Origin of the sequence: Pseudomonas simiae, assembly GCF_900111895.1 — a bacterium.
GTDB lineage: Bacteria > Pseudomonadota > Gammaproteobacteria > Pseudomonadales > Pseudomonadaceae > Aquipseudomonas > Aquipseudomonas simiae.
Map to the genome: position 1 here is coordinate 424,578 of NZ_FOKB01000001.1, position 25,558 is coordinate 450,135.

The 25,558-nt window shown below is 62.5% G+C and carries 11 protein-coding genes; 7 read left to right on the forward strand and 4 right to left on the reverse strand.

The features are described from left to right. Positions 1-48 precede the first annotated feature (48 nt). Both BMZ57_RS01975 and BMZ57_RS01980 read left to right on the forward strand, forming a co-directional pair. Positions 49-12,930: a non-ribosomal peptide synthetase gene (locus BMZ57_RS01975; protein ID WP_074900384.1), complete on the forward strand. Its 12,882-nt coding sequence runs from the start codon at positions 49-51 to the stop codon at positions 12,928-12,930. Between the two features lie 149 nt (positions 12,931-13,079). Beyond that, the gene (locus BMZ57_RS01980) at positions 13,080-15,791 is read left to right on the forward strand and encodes a hypothetical protein (protein ID WP_010208809.1); all 2,712 of its coding nucleotides are present in this window, start codon (positions 13,080-13,082) and stop codon (positions 15,789-15,791) included. A 71-nt stretch (positions 15,792-15,862) separates the two neighbouring features. On the opposite strand, the gene dsbG is transcribed toward BMZ57_RS01980, so the two are convergent. The 3 genes from dsbG to dsbD are packed head-to-tail and all read right to left on the reverse strand — an operon-like array spanning position 15,863 to position 19,179. Then, positions 15,863-16,624: a thiol:disulfide interchange protein DsbG gene (gene dsbG / locus BMZ57_RS01985; protein WP_047540454.1), complete on the reverse strand. Its 762-nt coding sequence runs from the start codon at positions 16,622-16,624 to the stop codon at positions 15,863-15,865. Further along, entirely contained in the window at positions 16,600-17,451 is an 852-nt protein-coding gene (locus BMZ57_RS01990; RefSeq protein ID WP_010208811.1) for a TlpA disulfide reductase family protein, read from the reverse strand. The genes dsbG and BMZ57_RS01990 overlap by 25 nt, the downstream gene beginning before the upstream one ends. Further along, positions 17,452-19,179: a protein-disulfide reductase DsbD gene (gene dsbD / locus BMZ57_RS01995; RefSeq protein ID WP_042571853.1), complete on the reverse strand. Its 1,728-nt coding sequence runs from the start codon at positions 19,177-19,179 to the stop codon at positions 17,452-17,454. Between the two features lie 161 nt (positions 19,180-19,340). Here dsbD and BMZ57_RS02000 point away from each other — a divergent pair, with 161 nt between their 5' ends. The 5 genes from BMZ57_RS02000 (at position 19,341) to BMZ57_RS02020 (ending at position 24,081) form a co-directional block, all read left to right on the forward strand. Beyond that, positions 19,341-20,021, forward strand: a complete 681-nt coding sequence (locus BMZ57_RS02000) for a response regulator (RefSeq protein ID WP_010208813.1) — start codon at positions 19,341-19,343, stop codon at positions 20,019-20,021. Continuing rightward, positions 20,018-21,340, forward strand: a complete 1,323-nt coding sequence (locus BMZ57_RS02005; protein ID WP_010208814.1) for an ATP-binding protein — start codon at positions 20,018-20,020, stop codon at positions 21,338-21,340. The genes BMZ57_RS02000 and BMZ57_RS02005 overlap by 4 nt, the downstream gene beginning before the upstream one ends. 124 nt (positions 21,341-21,464) lie before the next feature. After that, on the forward strand, positions 21,465-22,238 hold the full coding sequence (locus BMZ57_RS02010) for an N-acetylmuramoyl-L-alanine amidase (protein WP_010208815.1): 774 nt from the start codon (positions 21,465-21,467) through the stop codon (positions 22,236-22,238). A gap of 141 nt (positions 22,239-22,379) precedes the next feature. Then, positions 22,380-23,774, forward strand: coding sequence for an aspartate aminotransferase family protein (locus BMZ57_RS02015; RefSeq protein WP_010208816.1), 1,395 nt, complete (start codon positions 22,380-22,382; stop codon positions 23,772-23,774). 82 nt (positions 23,775-23,856) lie between these two features. Beyond that, the gene (locus BMZ57_RS02020) at positions 23,857-24,081 is read left to right on the forward strand and encodes an MbtH family protein (RefSeq protein ID WP_010208817.1); all 225 of its coding nucleotides are present in this window, start codon (positions 23,857-23,859) and stop codon (positions 24,079-24,081) included. Between the two features lie 125 nt (positions 24,082-24,206). Here the strand turns inward: BMZ57_RS02020 and BMZ57_RS02025 are convergent, their stop codons facing one another. Further along, positions 24,207-25,553, reverse strand: a complete 1,347-nt coding sequence (locus BMZ57_RS02025; RefSeq protein ID WP_010208818.1) for an amidohydrolase — start codon at positions 25,551-25,553, stop codon at positions 24,207-24,209. Positions 25,554-25,558: the final 5 nt, after the last annotated feature.

Below are 25,558 nucleotides of genomic sequence, written 5' to 3' on the forward strand. Positions count from 1 at the left end.
CCCCCGAATTCTCGAATTTCCCGTAAGCCGATTTCAGGCAGGAACCCCATGATGGACGCCTTCGAACTTCCCCGTACCCTGGTCCAGTCCCTTCAACGTCGTGCTGCGCAGACCCCGGACCAGGTCGCCTTGCGCTTCCTCGCCGAGTCCGCCGAGCACAGCGTTGTGCTCAGTTATCGCGATCTGGATCAGCGTGCCCGCACCATCGCCGCCGCCTTGCAGGCCAATGCGGACCTGGGCGACCGTGCCGTGCTGTTGTTCCCCAGTGGCCCGGATTATGTCGCGGCGTTCTTTGGTTGCCTGTACGCGGGTGTGATCGCGGTGCCGGCCTATCCGCCGGAGTCCACCCGTCGCCACCATCAGGCGCGCCTGCTGTCGATCATCAGCGATGCCGAACCGCGTCTGCTGCTGACCATCGCCAGCCTCGCCGATGGCTTGTCGCAGCTCGAAAATGCGCCGCCCGTATTGAGCGTCGATCGGCTGGAAGGTGCCGGCAATTGGGTCGCCCCTGACCTGCATCCGGACGACATCGCCTTCCTGCAATACACCTCAGGTTCCACCGCGTTGCCCAAGGGCGTGCAAGTCAGCCACGGTAACCTGGTGGCCAACGAAGTGTTGATCCGTCGCGGTTTCGGCATCGACCTGAACCCCGATGACGTGATCGTCAGTTGGCTGCCGCTGTACCACGACATGGGGCTGATTGGCGGTCTGCTGCAACCGATCTTCAGTGGTGTGCCCTGCGTGCTGATGTCGCCGGCCTACTTCCTCGGGCGACCGTTACGTTGGCTGGAAGCGATCAGTGAATACGGCGGCACCATCAGCGGCGGTCCGGACTTCGCCTATCGCCTGTGCAGCGAAAGGGTCAGCGAGACCGCGTTGGAGCGCCTGGATTTGAGCCGGTGGCGCGTGGCCTATTCCGGCTCCGAGCCGATCCGCCTCGACACTCTGGAACGCTTCGCCGAGAAGTTCGCCGCCTGCGGTTTTACCCCGAACCATTTCTTTGCCTCCTACGGCCTGGCCGAGGCGACCCTGTTTGTCGCGGGCGGCAGCCGTGGCCAGGGCATTGCGGCGATGCGCGTCGACGATCAGGCCCTGGCCGCCAATCGCGCCGAGCCGGGGCAGGGCAGTGCGATCATGAGCTGTGGCACCCGCCAGCCGGAACACGCGGTGCTGATCGCTGACCCGCATACCCTTGCCGAGCTGCCCGACAACCACGTCGGCGAACTCTGGGCCACGGGTCCGAGCATCGCCCACGGCTACTGGCGTAACCCCGAAGCCACCGCCAAGACCTTTGTGCAACATGCCGGCCGTAGGTGGCTGCGTACGGGCGACCTGGGCTTCATCCGTGACGGTGAGGTGTACATCACCGGTCGCCTCAAAGACCTGCTGATCGTGCGCGGCCACAACCTGTACCCACAAGACATCGAGCAGACCATCGAGCGCGAAGTGGAGGTGGTACGCAAAGGCCGGGTCGCCGCATTTGCAGTGAATGAGCAGGGCCTGGAAGGCATCGGCATTGCCGCTGAAATCAGCCGCAGTGTGCAGAAAATCCTGGCGCCCGAGGCGCTGATCAAGGCGATTCGCCAAGCCGTCGCCGAGGCGTATCAAGAGGCGCCAAGCGTGGTGGTGCTGCTCAACCCTGGCGCCTTGCCGAAGACCTCCAGCGGCAAGCTGCAGCGCGCGGCCTGTGGGCTTCGTCACAAGGACGGTAGCCTCGACAGCTATGCGCAGTTCCCGGACCTGCACGCGCAGGAGGGCGATGGGGCGCTGGAATCCGAACTGCACAACCAGATTGCGGCGATCTGGTGCGAGCAGTTGCAGGTGGCGACGGTTGCGGCCGATGACCACTTCTTCTTACTCGGCGGCAACTCCATCACCGCCACCCAGGTGGTCGCACGCCTGCGCGAAAGCCTCGGCCTGGAGCTTAACCTGCGCATGCTGTTCGAAGCACCGACCCTGGAAGGCTTTGCCGCCAGCGTTGCGCAGTTGCAGCAGGACGGCGGCGTCGCCCAAGGCGCGATCCACAGCCTGTCGCGCCAAGAGGAATTGCCCCAATCCCTGGCACAGAACCGCCTGTGGATCACCTGGCAACTGGACCCCCACAGCAGCGCCTACACCATCCCCGGCGCCCTGCGCCTGCGCGGCGAGCTGGATGAAGACGCGGTGCGTACCAGCTTCCAGCAACTGATCCAGCGCCACGAAGCCCTGCGTACACGCTTCTACGAGCGCGACGGCCAGGCTTTCCAGTGTGTCGATACCAAGGCCGATTTCGACCTGCAAGTCATCGACCTCAGCGACCTGCCCGTTGCCGAGCGCGAAGCCCGTGCGCAACAGATCCGCGAAGACGAAGCGCGCACCCAGTTCGACCTGGAAAAAGGTCCGCTGTTGTGGGTGACCCTGGTGCGTCTGGACGATGAAGATCACCAACTGCTGGTGACGCTGCACCACATCATCGCCGACGGCTGGTCGCTCAATATCCTGATGGACGAGTTCTCACGCCTCTATGCCGCCGCAGTCCAGGGCCAGACCCTGGAGCTGCCGCCCCTGGCCCTGCAATACGCCGACTACGGCACTTGGCAGCGCCAATGGCTGGCCGAAGGTGAAGGCCAGCGTCAACTGGCGTACTGGAAAGCGCAGTTGGGTGAAGAGCATCCCACCCTGAGCCTGGCGACCGACCACCCGCGCTCGGTACACCACCGTCACAGTGCCTCACGCCACACTGTGCGCCTTGGCGCGAGCCTCAGCGAAGCCATTCGCCAGACCGCCCGGACCCACGAGTCCACCCCGTTCATGCTGTTGCTGGCAGCCTTCCAGAGCGTGCTCTACCGTTACAGCGGCCAACGCGATATCCGCATCGGCGTGCCCAACGCCAACCGCCCGCGCCAGGAAACCCAAGGCCTGGTCGGCTTCTTCATCAACACCTTGGTGCTGCGCGCCGAGCTGGATGGGCGCTTGCCCTTCACTGAACTGTTGGCCGCGACACGCCAGGCTGCGCTGGGCGCCCAGGCCCATCAGGATTTGCCATTCGAACAACTGCTGGAGGCCTTCCCGCAGGCCCGCGAGCAGGGCCTGTTCCAGGTCATGTTCAACCACCAGCAACGCGACCTCAGCGCCTTGCGCCGCCTGCCGGGCATGCTCGCCGACGAGTTGCCGTGGCACAGCCGCGAAGCCAAGTTCGATTTGCAACTGCACACCGAAGAAGACCGCAACGGGCGCCTGAGCCTGTCGTTCGACTATGCCGATGAACTGTTCGAAAGCGCGACCATCCAGCGCCTCGCCGAGCACTACATCAACCTGTTGCACGCCATCTGCGAACAGCCCCGGCAAGCCATCGGCGACCTCATGCTGATGCAGCACGACGAACAAGCCCTTTACAGCGAAGCACCCTGCGCACCGGCCCAAGTGTGGCTGCCCGAACTGCTCAACCAGCAGACCTCGGACACCACCGCGCTGGTCTGGGGCGGCGGCAGCCTGACCTTCGCCCAATTGCACACCCAGGCCAACCGCCTGGCCCATTACCTGCGTGACAAAGGCGTCGGCCCGGACGTGTGCGTGGCCATCGCCGCCGAACGTTCGCCGCAACTGTTGATCGGCTTGCTGGCGATCATCAAGGCCGGGGGCGCTTACGTGCCGCTGGACCCGGATTACCCCACCGAGCGCCTGGCCTACATGCTCAAGGACAGCGGCGTTCACCTGCTGCTGACCCAGACCGCGCTGCTGGAGCAGGTGCCGGCTGCCTGCGGCGTGTGTGTCATCGCCATGGACAGCCTGCACCTGGACAGTTGGCCCACCCAGCCGCCCGGCCTGCATTTGCACGGTGATAACCTCGCCTACGTGATCTACACCTCCGGTTCCACCGGCCAGCCCAAAGGCGTGGGCATCACCCATGCCGCGCTGGCCGAGCGCTTGCAGTGGATGCAGGCCACTTATCCACTCAACGAAACCGACGTGCTGATGCAGAAGGCACCGATCAGTTTCGACGTGTCGGTGTGGGAATGCTTCTGGCCGCTGATCACTGGGTGCCGCCTGGTACTGGCCGGGCCCGGTGAGCATCGCGACCCGCATCGGATCGCGCAGTTGGTGCAGGAACACGGCGTGACCACGCTGCACTTCGTGCCGCCGCTGTTGCAGTTGTTTATCGACGAACCGCTGGTGGCCGAATGCACCAGCCTGCGGCGCTTGTTCTCGGGCGGGGAAGCCTTGCCCGCCGAACTGCGCAACCGCGTTCTGGCCCAGTTGCCAGCCGTGCAATTGCATAACCGTTATGGCCCGACCGAAACCGCGATCAACGTGACGCACTGGCACTGTCGCGCAGAAGACGGCGAGCGCTCGCCGATTGGTCGGCCACTGGGCAACGTGATCTGCCGCGTGCTGGATGAGCAGCTCAACCCCGTGCCGCTGGGCGTGCCGGGTGAGCTGTGCATCGGCGGTATCGGCCTGGCCCGGGGTTACCTTGGCCGCGCCGGGTTGACGGCTGAGCGTTTTGTCGCCGATCACCAAGGCGCCCGCCTGTACCGCACCGGTGACCGCGCCCGTTGGAGCGCCGACGGTGTGATCGAGTACCTCGGGCGTCTCGACCAGCAGGTCAAGCTGCGCGGCTTCCGTGTGGAGCCGGAAGAAATCGAGGCGCGCATGCTCGCCCAGGAGGGCATCGCTCAAGCTGTGGTGCTGGTGCGTGACGGGCAGTTGATTGGCTACTTCACCGCCCATGGCGACCTGGACGAACAACAGGTCAAAACCGCCCTGGCCGCGGAGTTGCCGGAATACATGGTGCCCGCGCTGCTGATGCGTCTGGACGCCATGCCGTTGAGCCCCAGCGGCAAGCTGGACCGCCGCGCGTTGCCGGAGCCGGTGTGGCAAGTGCGTGAACACGTCGAACCCGAAACGCCGCTGCAACAGCAAATCGCCGCGATCTGGCGCGAAGTTCTCGGCCTGCCAAGCATTGGTCTGCGCGATGACTTCTTCGCCCTCGGCGGCCACTCGTTGCTGGCCACGCAGATCATCTCCCGCACCCGCCAGGCCTGTGATGTGGAACTGCCGTTGCGCACCTTGTTCGACGCCAGTGAACTGGGGGCGTTTGCCGAGCAGGTCGGCCTGATCCAGGCCTCGGGCCAACGCAACCAACAGACCGTCATCGCCAAGGTCGACCGCGGCCAACCCGTGCCGCTGTCCTATTCCCAGCAGCGCATGTGGTTCCTGTGGCAGATGGAACCGGACAGCCCGGCCTACAACGTCGGCGGCATGGCGCGTTTGCGCGGCGTGCTGGACGTGGGGCGTTTCGAGGCGGCGCTGCAAGCGCTGATCATGCGTCACGAAACCCTGCGCACGACGTTTCCGAGCGTCGATGGTGTGGCTTATCAGAACGTTTCGCCGCAGACCGGGCTGCGCATGGATTGGCAGGATTTCTCCGCGCTGAGCGAAGCCGACCGTCAACCGCGCCTGCAGCGACTGGCTGATCATGAGGCACACACGCCGTTCAACCTGGAAACCGGGCCGTTGTTGCGTGCGTGCCTGGTCAAGGCCGGCGAGCAGGAACACTACCTGGTGCTGACCCTGCACCATATCGTCACCGAAGGCTGGGCCATGGACATCTTTGCCCGTGAACTCAGCGCGTTGTACGAGGCCTTTATCGACGAGCGCGACTCGCCGCTGGCGCCGCTGCCCGTGCAATACCTCGACTACAGCGTGTGGCAGCGTCAGTGGCTGGAGTCCGGCGAGCGCCAGCGTCAGCTGGATTACTGGACTGCGCAACTGGGCAATGAACACCCGCTGCTGGAACTGCCCGGCGACCGTCCACGCCCGCCTGTGCAAAGCCACCAGGGCGAGTTGTACCGCTTCGACCTCAGCGACGACCTCGCTGCCCGCGTGCGTGCCTTCAATGCCGAGCGCGGCCTGACCCTGTTCATGACCATGACCGCCACCCTGGCCGTGCTGCTCTACCGTTATAGCGGCCAGACCGACTTGCGTATCGGCGCCCCGGTTGCCAACCGTATCCGTCCTGAAAGCGAAGGCTTGATTGGTGCCTTCCTCAACACCCAGGTGCTGCGGTGCCAGCTCAATGGGCAGATGAATGTCGCTGAGTTGTTCGAGCACGTGCGCCACACCGTGATCGAGGGTCAGTCCCATCAAGACCTGCCGTTCGATCACCTGGTGGAGGCCCTGCAACCCCCGCGCAGCGCGGCGTACAACCCGCTGTTCCAGGTGATGTGCAACGTGCAGCGCTGGGAATTCCAACAGAGCCGCCAACTGGCCGGCATGACCGTCGAATACCTGGCCAACGATGCGCGGGCGACCAAGTTCGACCTCAACCTGGAAGTCACCGACCTCGACCATCGCCTGGGTTGCTGCCTGACCTACAGCACTGACCTGTTCGACGAGCCACGCATTGCGCGCATGGCCGCCCATTGGCGCAATCTGCTGGAAGCCTTGATCGCGGATCCGCGGCAACGCCTCAGCGAATTGCCGTTGCTGGGGGCGGATGAACAGCGTGTGTTGCAAGACAGCCTGGGCATTGAGAATGGCGAGCACCGTCTCGATCAGTGCATCCACCCACTGTTCAGCCAGCAGGTGGCAGCCCGTGGCGATGCGCCGGCGCTGACCTTTGCCGGCGTGACCCTCAGCTACCGAGAACTCGACGCCCGCGCCAACCGCCTGGCCTGGATGCTGCGCGAACGTGGCGTCGGCCCGCAGGTGCGTGTCGGCCTGGCGTTGCCGCGCTCCCTGGAAATGGTCATCGGCCTGCTGGCGATCCTCAAGGCCGGCGGTGCCTATGTGCCGCTGGACCCGGAATACCCGCTGGACCGCCTGCACTACATGATCGAAGACAGCGGCATCGGCCTGCTGCTCAGCGATGCGGCGATGTTCGAGGCCCTCGGCGAGTTACCGGCCACTGTTGCGTGCTGGTGTCTGGAGGATGACTTGCCGGTGCTGGCCAACTACCCGGCCGATGCGCTGCCGTTTATCAGCCTGCCGCAACACCAGGCGTACTTGATCTACACCTCCGGCTCCACCGGCAAGCCGAAAGGCGTGGTGGTATCCCACGGTGAAATCGCCATGCATTGCGCGGCGGTGATCGAGCGGTTTGGCATGCGCGCGGATGACTGCGAGCTGCACTTCTATTCGATCAACTTCGATGCGGCCACCGAGCGTCTGCTGGTGCCGCTGCTCAGTGGCGCACAGGTGGTGTTGCGGGCTCAGGGGCAGTGGGATGCCGAGGAAATCTGCGGATTGATACGCACCCATGGCATCAACATCCTGGGCTTCACCCCGAGCTACGGCAGCCAGTTGGCGCAGTGGTTGGCGACCCGGCAGCAGACCTTGCCGGTGCGTATGTGCATTACCGGCGGCGAAGCCCTGACCGGCGAACACTTGCAGCGCATCCGTGCCGCGTTCCAGCCCCAGGTGTTCTTCAACGCCTATGGCCCGACTGAAACCGTAGTGATGCCGCTGGCCAGCCTGGCGCCCGAGCACTTGGAGGAGGGCGCCGCCAGCGTGCCGATCGGCAGCATCATCGGTGACCGCGTGGCTTATATTCTCGACGCCGACCTGGCCTTGGTGCCGCAAGGCGCGACCGGCGAGTTATACGTGGGCGGTGCGGGTCTGGCGCAGGGGTATCACCAGCGTCCGGGCATGACCGCCGAACGTTTTGTCGCGGACCCGTTTGCGCGCAACGGCGGGCGCCTGTACCGCACCGGTGACCTCGTGCGCCAGCGCGTCGATGGCTTGGTGGACTACCTCGGGCGTATTGACCACCAGGTGAAAATTCGCGGTTTCCGTATCGAACTGGGCGAGATCGAAACCCGCCTGCTGGAGCATGACGCCGTGCGCGAAGCGGTGGTGCTGGCGCTGGATGCGCCGAGCGGCAAACAGTTGGTGGCGTATCTGGTCAGCGATGCCGAGCACGTCGCGCTGCGTGATGCGCTGAAGGCCCATCTCAAGGCGCACCTGCCGGACTACATGGTGCCCGCGCACCTGATCGTGCTGGACAGCATGCCGCTGACCGCCAACGGCAAGCTCGACCGCCGTGCCTTGCCGCAGCCGGATCCCGAAGCCAACCGCCAACACTACGTGGCACCCCGCAACGAACTGGAAAGCACCCTGGCGGCGATCTGGTGCGCGGTGCTGAACGTGCAACAAGTCGGCCTGGACGATAACTTCTTCGAGCTGGGGGGCGACTCGATCCTGTCGATCCAGGTGGTCAGCCGCGCGCGGCAGGCCGGGATTCATTTCAGCCCTCGCGACCTGTTTCAGCACCAGACCGTGCAGACCCTGGCTGCTGTGGCTACGCGCTCCGAGCAGGTTACGGCAGAGCAGGGCCTGCTGACCGGCAGTTCGGGTCTCACGCCGATCCAGCATTGGTTCTTCGACACCGAGACCCCGAACCGTCAGCACTGGAACCAGGCGCTGGTCCTCAAGCCGCTGCAGTTGCTCGACCCCCAGCGCCTGGAACAAGCGCTGCTGGCGGTACTGGAACACCATGACGCCTTGCGCCTGAGCTTCTCCAAGCGCGACGCCCAATGGCACGCCGAACACAGGGCCGTGCCGCAAGGCGGCGTGCTGATGCAGGCGCAAGTGCGTGACATGGCGCACTGCACCGCGCTGTTCACCGACACCCAACGCAGCCTCGACCTGGAGCACGGCCCGCTACTGCGCGCCTTGCTGGTGGACGGGCCCGAGGGGCAGCAACGCCTGTTGATCGCGATCCATCACCTGGTGGTGGACGGCGTGTCGTGGCGTGTATTGCTGGAAGATCTACAAACGGTTTATCGCCAGTTGAACGATGGCCAGTCCGTCAGCCTGCCGGCCAAGACCAGTGCCCTGCGTGATTGGGCCGCGCGTTTACAGGCGTATGCCGGTAGCGAATCCTTGCGTGAGGAATTGAGCGTCTGGCAGCACCAGTTGGCCGGCCCTGACGCCGCATTGCCGGTGGCCCGCCCACAAGGGTCGCTGCGCAACCGCGATGCCGACACCGTCAGCGTGCGCCTGGATGCCGAACACACCCGCCAGTTGCTGCAGCAAGCCCCAAGCGCCTATCGCACCCAGGTCAACGACCTGTTGCTGACCGCCTTGGCCCGCGTGTTGTGCCGCTGGAGCGGTCACGCTTGCGCGTTGATCCAACTGGAAGGCCACGGCCGCGAAACCCTGTTCGATGACATCGACCTGACCCGCAGCGTCGGCTGGTTCACCAGTGCCTATCCGCTGCGCCTGACCCCGCAAACCGGGCAGGGCGATTCGATCAAGGCGATCAAGGAACAACTGCGCGCCGTGCCGCATAAAGGCTTGGGCTATGGCGTGCTGCGCTACCTCTCCGATGACCTGTGCAAGCAGACCCTGGCCGCACTGCCGAGCGCGCAGATCACCTTCAACTACCTCGGCCAGTTCGACCAGAGCTTCGGCGCCGATGCGCTGTTCCACCCGCTGGATGAATCCGCCGGCCTGGCCCATGACCCGGACGCGCCGCTGCCCAACGAGTTGAGCGTCGACAGCCAGGTGTATGGTGGTGAGCTGGTGCTGCGCTGGACCTTCAGCCGCGAACGCCACGATCAACAGAGCATCCATGAACTGGCCGATGCCTACCTCACCGAGCTGCAAAGCCTGGTTGCACATTGTCTGGAGGACGACGCCGGTGGTCTTACACCGTCCGACTTCCCGCTGGCGCACCTGACCCAGGCGCAACTCGACAGCTTGCCGATTGCCGCCAGCGCCATCGAAGATGTCTACCCGCTGACCCCGATGCAGGAAGGCCTGCTATTGCACACCCTGCTGGAGCCCGGCACCGGCCTCTACTACATGCAGGACCGCTACCGCATCAACAGCGCCCTGGACCCCGAGCGTTTCGCCCAGGCTTGGCAGGCGGTGATCGCCCGCCACGAAGCCCTGCGCGCGTCGTTCTGCTGGAACGTCGGCGAAGACATGCTGCAAGTGATCCACACACCCGGCAGCACGCCGATTGAGTACCTGGACTGGAGCGACGATCCGGAGGACCAGCAGGAGCCGCGCCTGCAAGCGCTGCTCAAGCAAGAGCGCGAAGCCGGCTTCGATCTGCTCAACCAGGCACCGTTCCACCTGCGCCTGATCCGCGTCGGCGCCGAGCGTTACTGGTTCATGATGAGCAACCACCACATCCTTATCGATGCCTGGTGCCGTTCATTGCTGATGAATGACTTCTTCGAGCTCTACATGGCCCTCGGTGAAGGCCGCGACGCGCAACTGGCCACGCCGCCGCGCTACCGCGACTACATTGCCTGGCTGCAACGCCAGAACCTCAATGAGGCACGCCAATGGTGGCAACAGAACCTGCAAGGCTTCGAGCGCACCACGCCAATCCCGAGCGACCGGCCGTTCCTGCGTGAACACGCGGGCCACAGCGGCGGCATGGTGGTGGGCGATTGCTACACCCGTCTCGATGCCCGCGACGGTGCACAACTGCGCGAACTGGCACAGGCTCACCAACTGACCGTCAACACCTTCGCCCAGGCGGCGTGGGCGCTGGTGCTGCGCCGTTTGAGCGGCGATCGCGACGTGCTGTTCGGTGTCACCGTGGCCGGGCGCCCGGTGGAAATGCCCGAGATGCAACGCACCGTCGGCCTGTTCATCAACAGTATCGCCCTGCGGGTGAAACTGCCCGAGGACGGTCAAGCGTGCAGCGTGCGCCAGTGGTTGAGCGATCTGCTCGACAGCAATATGCAACTGCGCGAGTACGAGTACCTGCCACTGGTGACGATCCAGGAACACAGCGAACTGCCCAAGGGCCAGCCGCTGTTCGACAGCCTGTTCGTGTTCGAAAACGCCCCGGTGGAAGTCTCGGTGCTGGACCGTGCACAAAGCCTGAACGCCACCTCGGATTCCGGCCGCACCCACACCAACTTCCCGCTGACCGCCGTGTGCTATCCAGGTGATGACCTGGGGCTGCACCTGTCCTACGACCAACGCTACTTCGACGAAATCACCGTGCAAGGCATGCTCGGCGAGTTCAAGCGCCTGCTGCTGGCGCTGGTCCAAGGCTTCCAGGGTGACATGGCCGACCTGCCGCTGATTGGCGAGCAGGAGCGTGAGTTCCTGATGGAAGGCTGCAACCAGAGCGAGCACGACTACCCGCTGGAGCGCAGCTACATCGAGCTGTTCGAAGAGCAGGTCGCCGCTCATCCGCAGCGCATCGCCGCCAGTTGCCTCGACCAGCAATGGACCTATGACGAACTGAACCGTCGCAGCAACGGCCTGGGCCACGCGCTGATGGCAGCGGGTGTCGGCCTGGATCAACCGGTGGCGTTGTTGGCCGAGCGTAACCTCGACCTGCTCGGCATGATCATCGGTAGCTTCAAGGCCGGTGCCGGCTACCTGCCGCTGGACCCAGGCCTGCCGAGCCAGCGCCTGCGCAGCATCCTCGACTTGAGCCGCACGCCATTGCTGGTGTGCACCGAAGCATCCCGTGAGCAAGCCATCGAGTTGCTGGACGGTTTTGACTGCCAGCTTCTGGTGTGGGAGGAAATACCCGCGCGTGGTGAAAACCCCGGTGTCTACAGCGCTCCGGATAACCTTGCCTACGTGATCTATACCTCCGGTTCCACCGGTCTGCCCAAGGGCGTGATGGTGGAACAGCGCGGCATGCTCAATAACCAACTGAGCAAAGTGCCGTACCTGGCCTTGAGCGACGCGGATGTGATTGCGCAAACCGCGTCGCAGAGCTTTGATATTTCCGTATGGCAGTTCCTCGCTGCGCCGCTGTTCGGCGCGCGGGTGGACATCGTGCCGAACACCATCGCGCATGATCCCCAGGGCCTGCTGGAACATGTCCAGGCCCAGGGCATCACCTTGTTGGAAAGCGTGCCGTCATTGATCCAGGGCATGCTTGCACAGGACCGCATCGGCCTGGATGGCCTGCGCTGGATGCTGCCGACCGGCGAAGCGATGCCACCGGAACTGGCGCACCAGTGGTTGCAGCGTTATCCGGAGATTGGGCTGGTCAACGCTTACGGCCCGGCGGAGTGTTCGGACGATGTGGCGTTCTATCGTGTCGACCTGGCGTCTACCCGAGGCACCTATTTGCCGATTGGTACGCCCACCGACAACAACCGTTTGTACCTGCTGGATGGCGCACTGGAACTGGTACCGCAAGGCGCGGTGGGTGAGTTGTGCGTGGCCGGCACGGGTGTCGGCCGCGGTTACGTCAGCGACCCGCTGCGCACCGCGCCCGTATTTGTGCCAAACCCCTTCGGCGCACCGGGCGAACGACTCTACCGCACCGGCGACCTCGCGCGCCGTCGCAGTGACGGCGTGCTGGAGTACGTCGGACGTGTCGACCACCAAGTGAAGATTCGCGGCTACCGCATCGAACTGGGTGAAATCGAAGCGCGCCTGCACGAACAACCGGAAGTGCGCGATGCGGCGGTGGGCGTGCAGGAAGGCATGAATGGCAAGCACCTGGTCGGCTACCTGGTGGCGGCGGATGAAGCACTGAACCCAAGCGAACGCCTGGACCGCATCAAGCAACGCCTGCGCGCCGAACTGCCAGAATACATGGTGCCGCTGCACTGGCTCTGGCTCGACCGCCTGCCGCTCAACGCCAACGGCAAACTCGACCGCAAGGCGTTGCCGGCGCTGGAGATCGGCCAGCTGCAAAGCCAGGACTACCTGGCACCGCGCAACGAACTGGAGGCTACGTTGGCCGCCATCTGGGCCGAGGTGCTGAAAGTCGAGAGGGTAGGGGTGCAGGACAACTTCTTCGAACTGGGCGGGCACTCGTTGCTGGCCACGCAGATTGCCTCGCGGGTGCAGAAGACCCTGCAACGTGATGTGCCGCTACGCGCAATGTTCGAGTGCAGCACGGTGGCGGAATTGGCCGAGTATATCGACGGGCTGGCAGCCAATGAGGTCAGTGCCGAGAAGGTAGATCGGTTGAGTGATTTGATGGCGGAGTTGGAGGGGTTGTGAGAGGGCCGTTGGTCGGCAGCAGCGTAGGGCTTCGTCAGAACTGTTAATTCTGACAGTAGGCGAAGGTGCATCAAAGGCGCTCACTAAAGGGCGGCTCTCGGCCTCGGACTGGCTGAGGGCCATAACCCCTCGAACATGGAGTTCCTGTCATGGCTAAAGAAAAAACAACAGCTGAAGTTCCCTCAGATCCTGTCGATGCAAAAACACCAAAGTCGATCAAGCCCCAAGCTCTGGAAGTTGCCGCTCCGTTAATTTCCAGTGAGGTGAATAGCATCATCGAACCCTCCAAAATGCCGGACTCCTACCTGACCGTTGACGCACGCATGGACAACCCGCCCATCACAGTCAAGTTCAGCGCAAAGGAGGTGCCTGAGCTGGTACTTGAGGATGTTGTGGATTCAAGCGGTGAGTCAGGGGCCCGGAAGATAGACATCCCTTTGGCTTACTTGACGAAACTCATGGGGTTCACGGCTCTCATTTCATATTCGGGGAAGTCACAAGGGCAGGCCGTGGAGTCGTTGGTCAAGGAGGTGGGGGTAGCGTTTTACCCTGCCAGTGAAAGTCAAAATCTTGCACCTTACTTACTTCACGAAAAAATCGTGCATAACACGCCTACCTATGACATGCACGATCACACAGGCGATGAGACGGTTCTTGTGCCGGTCCCGCCTCTTGCCAAAGCGGGGGATAAGCTTTACTGCACTGCGGCTACCGAGCAGGACGCTCCTCGGCATGTGTTTTACACAGTGGTTTATGGCTATAAGTTAACGCCTGAAGATGCTGTCCCGGGCAACGTACTTCAGTTCCCAATTCGCCGTGGTTGGTTGGCGCGACGCAAACCATGGCGATCGCTTACCCTTCAATGTGGCTGGATCACGAACGACTTGGAGGCCCAGCCTCCCGCCGAGGTTGACCCGCACCTGGAGACGCGCTTGCCGAGGAATGCGCTCGAAATTCAATATCGCCGAACTGCTGCTTTAATTGTTGACCCTCGGCTAGACCTAAAGGCACCCCATCTGCGGCAGTCTGTGGAGTACAACGGTGGTTGGTGCCTTAATCCTGAACTCACCAGAGACGGAGGGACTGTAGATGTAAGTGACCTGGATACGTATGCGGACGATCGTGTCTGCTTTTTTGTGAGCGGACCTGGTTTCGAGCAGAGACCGTTGGGTTGCGTGACCATTGAATATGACGGGGATCCGGCGTCGGTCAAACTATCGCCCTGTATCGTTGCTTGTTTGTTCAACCAGTCGATGACGCTGACCTACACGGTTGCCTTCAACGAACAAGAACAGCTATCACCTGCACAGTTGGTCAGTGTTTCGGTGCCCCGGTTCATTCACCCGAATATTGAAGAGGCAACTAACGGCACGGTAGACCTCAATATATTCCCAGGGGCCGCACTGGCTACAGTGCCTGTATGGGCGTATGCCGAGTGCTCAAGTTTTTGTTGGATGTGGATCTCGGGTGAATACGAGGACGGCAGCGCTTACCGGTACGACATTTTGCTGGATGAGCCCGTTACTGACGACTGGAAGGCTCGAGGAGTTGAGGCGCCTATTCCAAGGACTGAACTTCAAAAGCTGGCCGATTGCAGCGAATTTAAACTGCACTTCTCGGCGAGCTTTTGTGAGGCGAGTGGGCTAGAGAACGCCTATGAGTTTCCTGCTCAGACCTTCAAAATCGAGCAGGAGCCTCTGTCGCTTCCTATGCCTGCGGTGAGGCAAGCTGATGGCTCCGACCTGACCGCCTGGAATGGGCGCTACGGTGTAGATGTCGAAGTGGATTACCCAAAAAACAACAGCAGGCACAGCATCAGTGTTTGCTGGAAAAAACCGGATGGCACTTGCTGGCCGTTGGCTTCCAAACCCGGCAGTACGGCGGGGGCAGTCATCTTCACTCTGCCGCCGGAAGCCGTGATCGAAAGCATGGGCAAAACCGTGCAAATCACTTACACCGTGACCCCCGCGTGTAAGGCACAGACGTCACTGCCGTTGAACCTGACGATCAGTTTGCCGAGATACTTGCCGCCGCCCGCTGTGGAGCAGGCTACGCCGCCCGCTACCCAAAAGGGTATTTTGGATTTGAGCGCATTTTTCGGGGATGCCGTCATTACCGTGCCGAAATGGTGGTTCATGCGGGTCGGGCACAGAGGTTGGCTGCAGTGCACGGGTATTCAGGAAGATGGGACTGAACTCGTGATTAAGGTAATGCACGCTGAGATCATCACTGCTGGAGACCTGACTAACGGATTATCGCGTGAACTGTCGCGGCTAGAGCTGACAAATTACGTTAGCAACGTGGAACTGACCTTTGAATTCAAGGTGACTGTAGACGGTAGTACTGACGTGACGAAGGCGATCGTCTTTCCTTTGCTCAAGTTGATCTTTCGCAAGCGTTTGATTGATGAAACTAACTTCGATCCGGATGAGAAGGGTTGGAATGGTTGGGAAAGAGGCCGTGGCGCCGCTGACCCCAGGGATCTAGCACTTGCTTTCGGATCACATGGTTTCTGGAACGGCTATTGGCTGCGTGACTGGAGTTATACAGATACAAAGGATCCTGCTACGGATAGCGAAAAACTGTTCAAGACGTTCAACAATCTGGAAGTGGGACGCTCATATCAATTCCTAGCCTGGGTCTGTAATGACGGTAGCTCAGGTGTTTCGCCTCTGATGGCGCTAACTGTTAATAGAGCCGATTTAACCGAGGTAATAGCGCCTGGTTTAGACTGGGAGTTACTCGGAGGGACGTTCAAGGCAACTTCAAACACTGCAAGGCTCAGCGTCGACAATCGCCGGATGGGGTTCCAAAATGGCAACGACTTCAGGGTGACTTGGCTCAGACTTTACGAAGTTTAATTACGTCTCACTGAGCCGCATCAGGATAAGGTCTCTGATAGTTGGAGACCTTATTCATAAGGAAGAGTGCTTTATTTCGGCCCCAATATCTTCCCCAACTTCTCCGGCGAAGGTGCCCCCTGCTGTTGCTGCAACCCACCCTTGTCATCCAGATAGAAGATAGCCGGCGTCGCCGACAACTCCAGCTCATCCATCAATTTCATGTTCCCATCAAGCTTGGCCTCGATATCCGCCGGAATCTTCTCCAACGCCTGCAACTTGCTGCCCTTACCGGCGGCTTCGTGTTCTTCCAGGGCCTTTTGCGGGTCTTTGGCGGCAAACAGCGCGGCGGATTTGCCGGGGCTGTCTTCGCGGATGATGCCGACCATGATGTGGCGCAACTGCACTTTGCCGGCTTTTACCCACGGACGGGCTTGTTCCCAGAACATGTTGCAGTAAGGGCAGTTAGGGTCGCTGAACAGGTAGACGATGCGTGGGGCTTTAACGTCGCCGTCCTGGATCCAGCTGCTTTTTTCCATCTTGGCCCAGACTTCCTTGGCCATCGGTGCGTACACCAGTTTTTCCAGAGGCGCGCTGCTCAGGTCATTGCCTTGGGCGTCGTACAGGCTACCGGCAATCACGCTTTTGCCGTCGGCGGTCAGGTACAGGGCCATGCCGCGGTTCTGGTACTGGGCGGCGTAGCCGGTGAGACCGCTGGGGGCGTCGAACTTGCCGAGGATCTTGGCGCCTTTGGCCTCGATCTGTTTGATCGGTGCTGGCCAGTCAGCGGCCTGGGCCAGGGTGGCTGCAAGCGTCAGCGGCAGCAGGGTCAGCAGGTGGCAGAGGCGGGGCATGTCGGTTTCCTTGTGGCAGCAGGAGCGGAGTCGAAGGGTTCCATGGCGCGGGCCAGGCTGGCCTGGGACAGTTCGCCGAGGTGGCTGTTGATCAGGCGTCCATCGGCTTGATAGAACAACGTGGTGGGCAAGGCCATCGAGCCCACGGCCTGGCCGAGGCGACCGCTGGCGTCGAACAGGATGTTGTCCAGAGTCAGGCCTTGTGTGGCGAGGAAGGTGCTGACGCTTTGCATGCTTTCGGCCTGGTTGACGAACAGGAAGGTCACGTCGGGACGTTGATGTTGGGCACGTTCCAGCACCGGCATCTCGCGGCGGCATGGCGGGCACCAGGTGGCCCACAGGTTGATCACCAGCGGGCCGCCTTTGTAATCGGCCAGTTGCACCACGTCGCCATCGGCGTTGCGCAAGGTGATATCCGGCAGTTGCGAGCCTTTGTCGTACAGGCTCAGGGACAGGCTGGTCAGGCCCCAGAACACCAGGCCGGTGATCACCCCAGCGCCCAGCGGTTTGCGCAGGGCTGGACGCCGCCGGCCGTAGAGCAGCGCACCGAGGATCAGCGCGATCACGCCCGGCCAGGCGAGGAAACCGCCGTCGCGCAGGTCGACCATCTGCAGTGGGGCTTGGCTGTAATCGCTCCAGTACATCAGCACAAAGCTGACGCGGGCCACCAGCATGCCCAGCAGGAAGAGGCTGAACAGCACCGATTCCGGGTTTTCACCACCACGCTTGGCCACGCGCCAGCCCACCAGGGTGGCGAGAATCAGTGCGCTGATCAGCAGGATGTGATTCAGGGCGATGGCGAAGGTGCCGATGGTCAGGGTCAGCATTCAGAGGGCGTCCCGGGTTTGCGTCCAGCGTTGCAGGAAGGCGGCGGCATCCACTTCGCCAGTGATGCGTTGGGCGCGGCGTTCTTCACCGTCCGGGCCGATCCACACGAAACTCGGTGGGCCAGGCACTTTGTAGCGGCCGAGCAGCTCGCGGCTGGCGGCATTGTCGGCGGTAACGTCCAGGCGCAGCAGGCGTACGTCTTTCAGGGCATCCATCACCTCGGGTTTGCCGAACACCTGCTTTTCCATGATCTTGCACGACACGCACCAGTCGGCGTAATAGTCCACCAGCACCCACTGGCCTTGAGCCTTGGCGCTGTCGAGCTGGCTTTGCAGCACGGCGGGATCATTGATGGTCATGAAGGCATCGTGGGCGCTCGGTGCGGCGGCGGTCCGCGAAGCGCTGTAGACCTTCAGCGGTTGCCACAGGTCATCGCTGCCACCGGCGGCGCCCACCACCAGCAGTGTGCCCCACAGGCCGAGCACCAGGGAACCGGCGCCGAACACCTTGGCGGCCAGGCCGTATTCGCGGGCCAGGGTCCAACCGCAGTAGGCCATCACCAGCGCGAGCGTGCCCCACAGGCCGATCCACAGGCTTTCATCGACCACCGGGCGGATCATCAGCACGGCGGTGCCGAGGAACAGGAAGCCGAAGATGCCCTTGAGCACATTCATCCAGGTGCCCGGCTTGGGCAGGAAGCGATTGCCCACGGTCACCAGCAACAACAGCGGAATGCCGATGCCGATGCCCATGGCGAACAGGATCAGGCCACCGTGTAACGCGTTGCCGCTCTGGGCGATGTACAGCAGGGCACCGGCCAGGGGGGCGGTCATGCATGGGCCCACCAGCAGGCCGGACAATGCGCCGAGAATCCCTGCGCCGACCAGGCTGCCGCCGCTTTGCTGGCGGCTGACGTTGTCCAGACGATCGCGCAGGAACGCCGGCAGTTGCAGTTCAAAGAAACCAAACATCGGCAGGGCCAGCAGCACGAACAGGGCGGCGAAGCTGCCGAGAATCCACGGCGTCTGCAGCCAGGCGGCAAGGTTGCCACCCAGCAAGGCCGCCAGCACGCCGAGCGCGGCATACACCAGTGCCATGCACACGACGTAGCTGCTGGCCAAGGCAAACCCACGACGCGGGCTGGCGCCACTGCCAACCACCAAACCGGCGAGAATCGGCAGCATCGGCAATGAACACGGCGCAAAGGCCAACAGCAGTCCCAGGCCGAAAAATATCAGCAGGCTCCAGCCCAGACTGCGTTGTTGCAGGCCACTGGCCAGGCTTTGGTCCTGGGCTTCGGCGGTCGCGGCGACGGCCGGGTTGCCCCCCAGGTCCACGGTGATCGACTGCGGCGGATAGCACAGGCCCGCATCGGCGCAGCCCTGCCAGCCCAGTTTGACCTGGCCGGTGGCGCCGGCCGGAATCTTCACTTCCAGGCCTTGGCGATACACTTCCTGGTCGCCGAAGAATTCATCGCTATGGGCCTCGCCTTGCGGCAACGTGGGCTGTTTGGCCAGTCCATCGAACTTCATGCGCTGCTTGTACAGGTAATAACCGTCGGCAATCTGCCAATACAGCTGGGTCTCGCCACTTTCAAGACGTTCGGAGGTAAAAGTGAAGGCTTTGCCCACCGGCAGGAAGTCGGGTTTGGTCTCAAATGGGTTGCCCGGCGCGGCCTGGGCGAACCCCGCGAACAACACCAGCAGAAAGGTAAACAAATGCCGCATGGTCAAGCCTTAGTTCGATGCAAGTAGGCACACAATGTGTGGCGTTGATTAACCGATGATTAACCGAGGCTATTCTAGATTGAGTGTGGGTGGTTTAGCGGCATAATCTGCACTTAATCCGCCGCACTTTTAATCACCCGATCTTTTATGAAGGGTTCACCATGCACGTACTGGTCTGTGAAGACGACGAACTGATCGCCAGCGGCATCGTGGCCGGCCTGACCGCGCAAGGTTTTACCGTGGAGCGTGTGGCCTCGGCCGGTGCCGCGCGCGCGATGCTCAGGGCGGCCACGTTCGACATCATGGTGCTCGACCTCGGCCTGCCGGACGAAGACGGCCTCAAGCTGCTGCAGCAACAGCGCAGCCAGGGCCTGGAAATCCCGGTGCTGATCCTCACCGCGCGCGATTCGGTAACCAACCGCGTCGACGGCCTGCAAGCCGGCGCCGATGACTACCTGCTCAAACCCTTCGACCTGCGCGAACTCGCCGCGCGCCTGCAAACCCTGCTGCGCCGGGTGGCGGGGCGCAGCGTCAACCTGATCGAGCATGGCCGACTGGCCTACGACCCCAGCAGCCGTGAGACTTTCCTGGGGGGCGAGCCGGTAGACCTGTCGCGCCGCGAACAGGCGCTGTTGCAAGCCCTGCTGCACAACAAAGGTCGGGTGCTGTCCAGCGAGCAACTCAAGGACAGCGTCTACGGCTTCAACGACGAGTTGGAAAGCAACGCCCTCAACGTGCATATCCACCACCTGCGACGCAAATTGGGCAATGGCATTGTCGAGACCGTGCGCGGTCTCGGCTATCGTCTGGGCCCGGCGGACGGGGGCGAGGACGCATCGTGAAAAGCCTGCGCCTGCGCCTGACATTCAAGCTGGGCGCTGCTTTTGTGTTGATCTGGGCCCTGGCGGCGGCCTGGATGCTCAACGATCTGCGTAACCAGATGATGTTCTCCCTCGATCAACGCCTGGTGGCGTCGGCGCGCATGGTGGCGGGGCTGACCGAGCAGATGCCGGGCCTGGCCAGTGTGAGCGGTGGTGCGCATTTTCATGGGGCACAGCTGAATGTGCCGGGCGGCATGGCGTGCCAGGTCAGCTCCTTGCGCGGCGAAGTGTTGGCGCGCAGCCATGCCACGCCGGATGAAGGCCTGGAATCGCGCCAGAGTGGTTTTCGTGATCAGCTGATCGATGGTGTGAACTGGCGCAGCTTCACGCTTTCCCGTGGCGACCTGTTGATCACCACGGCCGACCGTCAAGTCGAACGTGAGGCTTTGAACCTGTCGATCCTGCTGGCCGCTTCGGTGCCAGTGGGCGTTGCCATGCTCGGCTGCCTGTGCCTGTTGTGGCTGGGCATCGGTCAGAGCCTGGTACCGCTCAACCGCATGCGTGACGCCTTGATGCGGCGCAGTGCCGACTCCCTTGAACCGCTGCAGATCCACCCGTTGCCCAGCGAACTCAAGCCGCTGCTCGACACCCAGAACCAATTGTTGCAACGCATCGCCAAAACCATCGAGCGTGAACGTCGCCTCACCGGCGACGCCGCCCACGAGCTGCGCAGCCCGCTGACGGCGATCAAGACCCACCTGCAAGTGGCGCGCATGACCGACGGCGCAGCCCGCGACCAATCCCTCGCCCACGCCGAGGAAGGCGCGGACCGCCTGCACCGCACCCTGGAGCAATTGCTGTTGCTGGCGCGGGTAGAAGGCAACCTCTCATTTGACGATGGTATGCACTCCAGTGCCGAGGACGTGGCACGGCTGGCCATCCAGGATGCCAATGCCGGTGATAACACGCGCATCGACCTGATCCTGCCGGAAAACCTTTCGGCTACCCCGGTGGAAATGCCAGTGGGCCTGGCGGTCGCAGCCCTGCGCAACCTGCTGGACAACGCACTGCGCCACACGCCGGCGAACACGCGGGTGGCGCTCAGCGTGACGACCGACGCCGATAACGTCGTGTTTCGCGTGCGTGACCACGGCAAGCAGATTTCGCCGGAGGACCTGCAATACCTGACCCAGCGCTTCTGGCGCAATGGCAACAGCGAAGGCTGCGGCCTGGGCCTGGCGATTGTGCAAGCGATTGTGCAGCGCTGTTCTTGCTCGTTGAAGTTCGACAGCCAGCCGGATGGCCTGCGCGTCGACCTGGGGATGCCGCTGCGACGCTGATCACTTTTCTTTCACGCGCCACATAGTTACCGCCCTCTTGAGGATCAAGCCTTCAGGATGGCGGTAATTTTTTTGCGCTTGAACGGGCTGAACGACTCGGCCTGTATTGAAAAGGATGGTTCTCATGTTGGTCATCGATACCAGTTTCCCCGCCAAAGGCTTCAACGAACGTAACGGCGAGCCCGTGCGGCAGGTGATCCTGCATTACACCGCGGCCCCTTTTGCCTCCTCCCTGCGTACCCTGACCCAGGATGGCGTGAGTGCACACTATTTGCTGCCCGACCCTGACGATCCCCGCTATCGCGACGCAGGCTATGAAGAATTGCGGGTGTTCCGGTTGGTGGAAGAAGACAAGCGCGCCTGGCATGCCGGGGTGAGCCACTGGGCGGGGCGCGACAATCTCAACAGTCGCTCGATCGGCATCGAGATCGTCAACCTGGCACGGGATGACGGCGGCGTATTCACCTTTCCAGCCTATGGTGAGGAACAAACCCAGGTGTTGATTGCCTTGGTGCGCGACATTCTCGGGCGTTACCCACAGATTGGGCCTACCGACATTCTCGGGCATTCGGACGTTGCGTTCAGCCGCAAGAGCGATCCAGGACCATGTCTGCCGTGGCGGCGTTTGCATGACGCCGGCGTGGGGGCCTGGTTTGATGAGGCGACCCAGGCGATGTATCAACGCCGCTTTTGCCTCGGGTTGCCGTCGGAAGTCGAGGTGGAGCGCGCGTTTCAGCGCTATGGGTATGCGCCTGCGAAGAATCGGCAGGGGTTTGAACAGCGCACGCGGGCGTTTCAGATGCACTTTCGCCCACGGGATTACTCGGGGTCCCTGGACGCGCAGACCTGCGCGATTCTTTATGCGTTGAATGAAAAGTATCTGGGGTTGTGTGGTTGACGGTATTTCGCGACCGGAGGAGTAAATCCTCCTGATGCTGGTGCGTTTCCAGAACAGGAAATCCGTGCGCATGCCCCTTGGGCCAGACGCCAGCGGATCGGCAGTTTGGTCACCATCATCAGCGTATTGAGGGATCGAGAAATGTCAGTCGCTACCAGCCGTATCGAAGACGTCCAGGTGCATGAAACGCTTTACCAGTTCGACGAAACCCCGCTGCTCGCCCGTCAGCGCCAGCAGGAATCCAATGCCCGCAGCTACCCTCGGCGTATCCCCCTGGCGCTCAAGCGCGCCAAGGGCCTCTACGTTGAAGATGTGGAAGGCCGCCGTTTCATCGACTGCCTGGCCGGTGCGGGCACGTTGGCGCTGGGGCATAACCACCCGGTGGTGATCGAGGCAATCCAGCAGGTACTGGCTGATGAGTTGCCACTGCACACCCTGGACCTGACGACGCCGGTCAAGGATCAATTCGTACAGGACCTGTTCGGCCTGTTGCCGCCAGCGTTGGCGCGGGAAGCGAAAATCCAGTTCTGTGGTCCCACCGGCACCGATGCGGTGGAAGCCGCATTGAAGTTGGTGCGCACTGCCACCGGGCGCAGCACGGTGTTGTCTTTCCAGGGCGGTTACCACGGCATGAGCCAGGGCGCCTTGAGCCTGATGGGTAGCCTGGGGCCAAAGAAGCCTTTGGGTGCCTTGCTCGGTAATGGCGTGCAGTTTTTGCCGTACCCCTACGACTACCGTTGCCCGTTCGGCCTGGGGGGCGCGGAAGGCGTGCGGGTCAACCTGCATTACCTGGACAACCTGCTGAATGATCCCGAGGCGGGCGTTTTGCTGCCGGCGGCGGTGATTGTCGAAGTGGTGCAGGGCGAGGGCGGTGTGATTCCAGCTGATCTCGACTGGCTGCGCGGTCTGCGCCGAATCACCGAACAGGCGGGCGTGGCGCTGATCGTGGATGAAATCCAAAGTGGTTTTGGCCGCACCGGCAAGCTGTTTGCCTTCGAACACGCCGGCATCATTCCGGATGTGGTGGTGATGTCCAAGGCCATTGGTGGCAGCCTGCCACTGGCGGTGGTGGTGTATCGCGACTGGCTCGACACCTGGTTGCCGGGCGCCCATGCCGGCACCTTTCGTGGCAATCAGATGGCGATGGCGGCGGGTTCGGCGGTGATGCGCTACCTCAAGGACCACGACCTGGCCGGTCACGCGGCCGCGATGGGCGAACGCCTGGGCGAACACCTGCGCATCCTGCAGCGCGACTTCCCGCACCTGGGGGATATCCGCGGTCGCGGGTTGATGCTCGGTGTGGAACTGGTGGACCCGAATGGCACGCTGGATGTCCAGGGCCACCCACCCGTGCATCGCCAATTGGCGCCGCTGGTGCAGCGTGAATGCCTCAAGCGTGGCCTGATCCTGGAACTGGGTGGGCGACACGGCAGCGTGGTGCGTTTCCTGCCGCCGCTGGTGATCACTGCCGTTGAAGTCGACCTCGTGGCGGACATCTTTGGGCGTGCGTTGGCAGCGGCGGTCGCCAGCCTCTAATTTTTTGCACGCTTGGTACGTTTCTACAGATATCAGTGCTGCGCGCGGTGCGCAGCCAGGCTTTCAGCGATGGAGAACAGCAATGACCTCAGTATTTGACCGCGACGACATCCTGTTTCAGGTAGTGGTCAACCACGAAGAACAGTATTCCATCTGGCCCGATTACAAGGCCGTGCCGGAAGGCTGGCGGACGGTGGGCAAGAGCGGCATGAAGAAAGAATGCCTGGCCTACATCGAAGAAGTCTGGACGGATATGCGCCCGTTGAGCTTGCGCCAGAAGATGGACGGGGCCGCGGTCGCGGGCTGATCCACCCAGACGCTCTGTAGGCGCGAGCTTGCTCGCGAAAATCGCAAGGGCACCGCGGGCACTCAGCATGCCCGCGTTTTCGTTAACGTTCTTTGCGAGCAAACTCGCTCCTACAGGAAGGTGGGTTATTGAGGTTGGCGGGCGTACAGGTAATCCGTCGCCAACGACGCCAGCGTCCTCACCCCCACCACCAACGCCGACTCGTCCACGAAGAACCCCGGATTGTGGTTCGGCGCCGCCTTGCTCATGTCCTGATCCCTCGGCGTCACCCCCAGGAACACAAACAGCCCCGGTGCCTCCTTGGCATAAAACGAGAAGTCCTCGGCACCGCCCACCAGCGGGCCCTGCACCACGTCATCCTTGGCCGCCCAGCGCAGGCTTGGCAGCATTTTCTCGGTCAGCGCCGGGTTGTTGATGGTGGGATCGTATTTCTCGATGATGGTGACTTCGGCCTTGGCGCCACCGCTTTCGGCGATTTTCTCCACGGTCTGCCGTACATCCGCGTGCAGTTTCTGGCGGATGCCGTAGTCGTACGAGCGAATGGTGCCGCTCATGTCCATCGACTCCGGAATGATGTTGTAACGCGTGCCGCCATTGATGGTGCCAATGCTCACCACCGACGGGAATGACGAGATATCGGTGCGGCGGCTGACCACGGTCTGTAGGCCGACAATGGTCTGCGCGCCCACGGTGATCGGGTCGATGCCATCCCAAGGGCGACCGGCGTGGGTCTGTTTGCCAAGGATTTTGATGCGCAAGTCATCCGAACTCGCCAGGGTCGGTCCCGAACGGTAGGCAATCTGACCGGCGGGCACACCCGCCCACACATGCAGACCGAACACCGCGTCCGGCTTGGGCGACTGCATCACGCCTTCCTGCACCATCATTTTGGCGCCCCAGGTGTTTTTGCCGTCGGGGATGAAGTCGCTCGGGCCTTCCTCGGCCGGTTGGAAATAGAACTCCACGGTGCCCGGCAGGCGCTCGCGCATGCCGGTCAGAATCTTCGCAGTGCTTAGCAGGATGGCGACGTGGGCGTCGTGGCCGCAGGCGTGCATCACGTCAACCTCCTTGCCCAGGTAGGTGCCTTTGGCTTTGGAGGCGAAGGGCAGGTCGGCGACTTCCTTCACCGGCAGTGCATCCATGTCGGCGCGCAGGGCGACGGTGGGGCCGGGCAGGGCGCCTTTTAGCACCGCAACGACGCCCGTACGGGCGACGCCGGTTTTCACCTCAAGGCCCAGGTCGCGCAGTTGTTTTGCGACCAACTCGGCCGTGCGCGTTTCCGTGTTGCCCAGTTCCGGGTGGGCGTGGATGTCGCGTCGGGTTTCCAGCATCGCCGGTTCAAGGGCTTTTGCCTGGGCGGCGATTTCCTCACGGGCACTGTCCTGGCCGCTGCTGGCGGCTATCGCGGCACTGCTGGCAACCCCGCACAGCACGCCGAAAACCCATGGGGGTGTCAGACCGGTTAAACGCATAAGGA

Excerpts from the sequence above, each read along its gene's own strand:
- BMZ57_RS02000 (WP_010208813.1), top strand. The coding sequence starts at position 19,341 with ATGCACGTACTGGTCTGTGAAGACGACGAACTGATCGCCAGCGGCATC.
- BMZ57_RS02015 (WP_010208816.1), top strand. The coding sequence starts at position 22,380 with ATGTCAGTCGCTACCAGCCGTATCGAAGACGTCCAGGTGCATGAAACG.
- BMZ57_RS02020 (WP_010208817.1), top strand. The coding sequence starts at position 23,857 with ATGACCTCAGTATTTGACCGCGACGACATCCTGTTTCAGGTAGTGGTC.
- BMZ57_RS01980 (WP_010208809.1), top strand. The coding sequence starts at position 13,080 with ATGGCTAAAGAAAAAACAACAGCTGAAGTTCCCTCAGATCCTGTCGAT.
- BMZ57_RS01975 (WP_074900384.1), top strand. The coding sequence starts at position 49 with ATGATGGACGCCTTCGAACTTCCCCGTACCCTGGTCCAGTCCCTTCAA.
- BMZ57_RS02010 (WP_010208815.1), top strand. The coding sequence starts at position 21,465 with ATGTTGGTCATCGATACCAGTTTCCCCGCCAAAGGCTTCAACGAACGT.
- BMZ57_RS02025 (WP_010208818.1), bottom strand. The coding sequence starts at position 25,553 with ATGCGTTTAACCGGTCTGACACCCCCATGGGTTTTCGGCGTGCTGTGC.
- BMZ57_RS01990 (WP_010208811.1), bottom strand. The coding sequence starts at position 17,451 with ATGCTGACCCTGACCATCGGCACCTTCGCCATCGCCCTGAATCACATC.
- dsbD (WP_042571853.1), bottom strand. The coding sequence starts at position 19,179 with ATGCGGCATTTGTTTACCTTTCTGCTGGTGTTGTTCGCGGGGTTCGCC.
- dsbG (WP_047540454.1), bottom strand. The coding sequence starts at position 16,624 with ATGCCCCGCCTCTGCCACCTGCTGACCCTGCTGCCGCTGACGCTTGCA.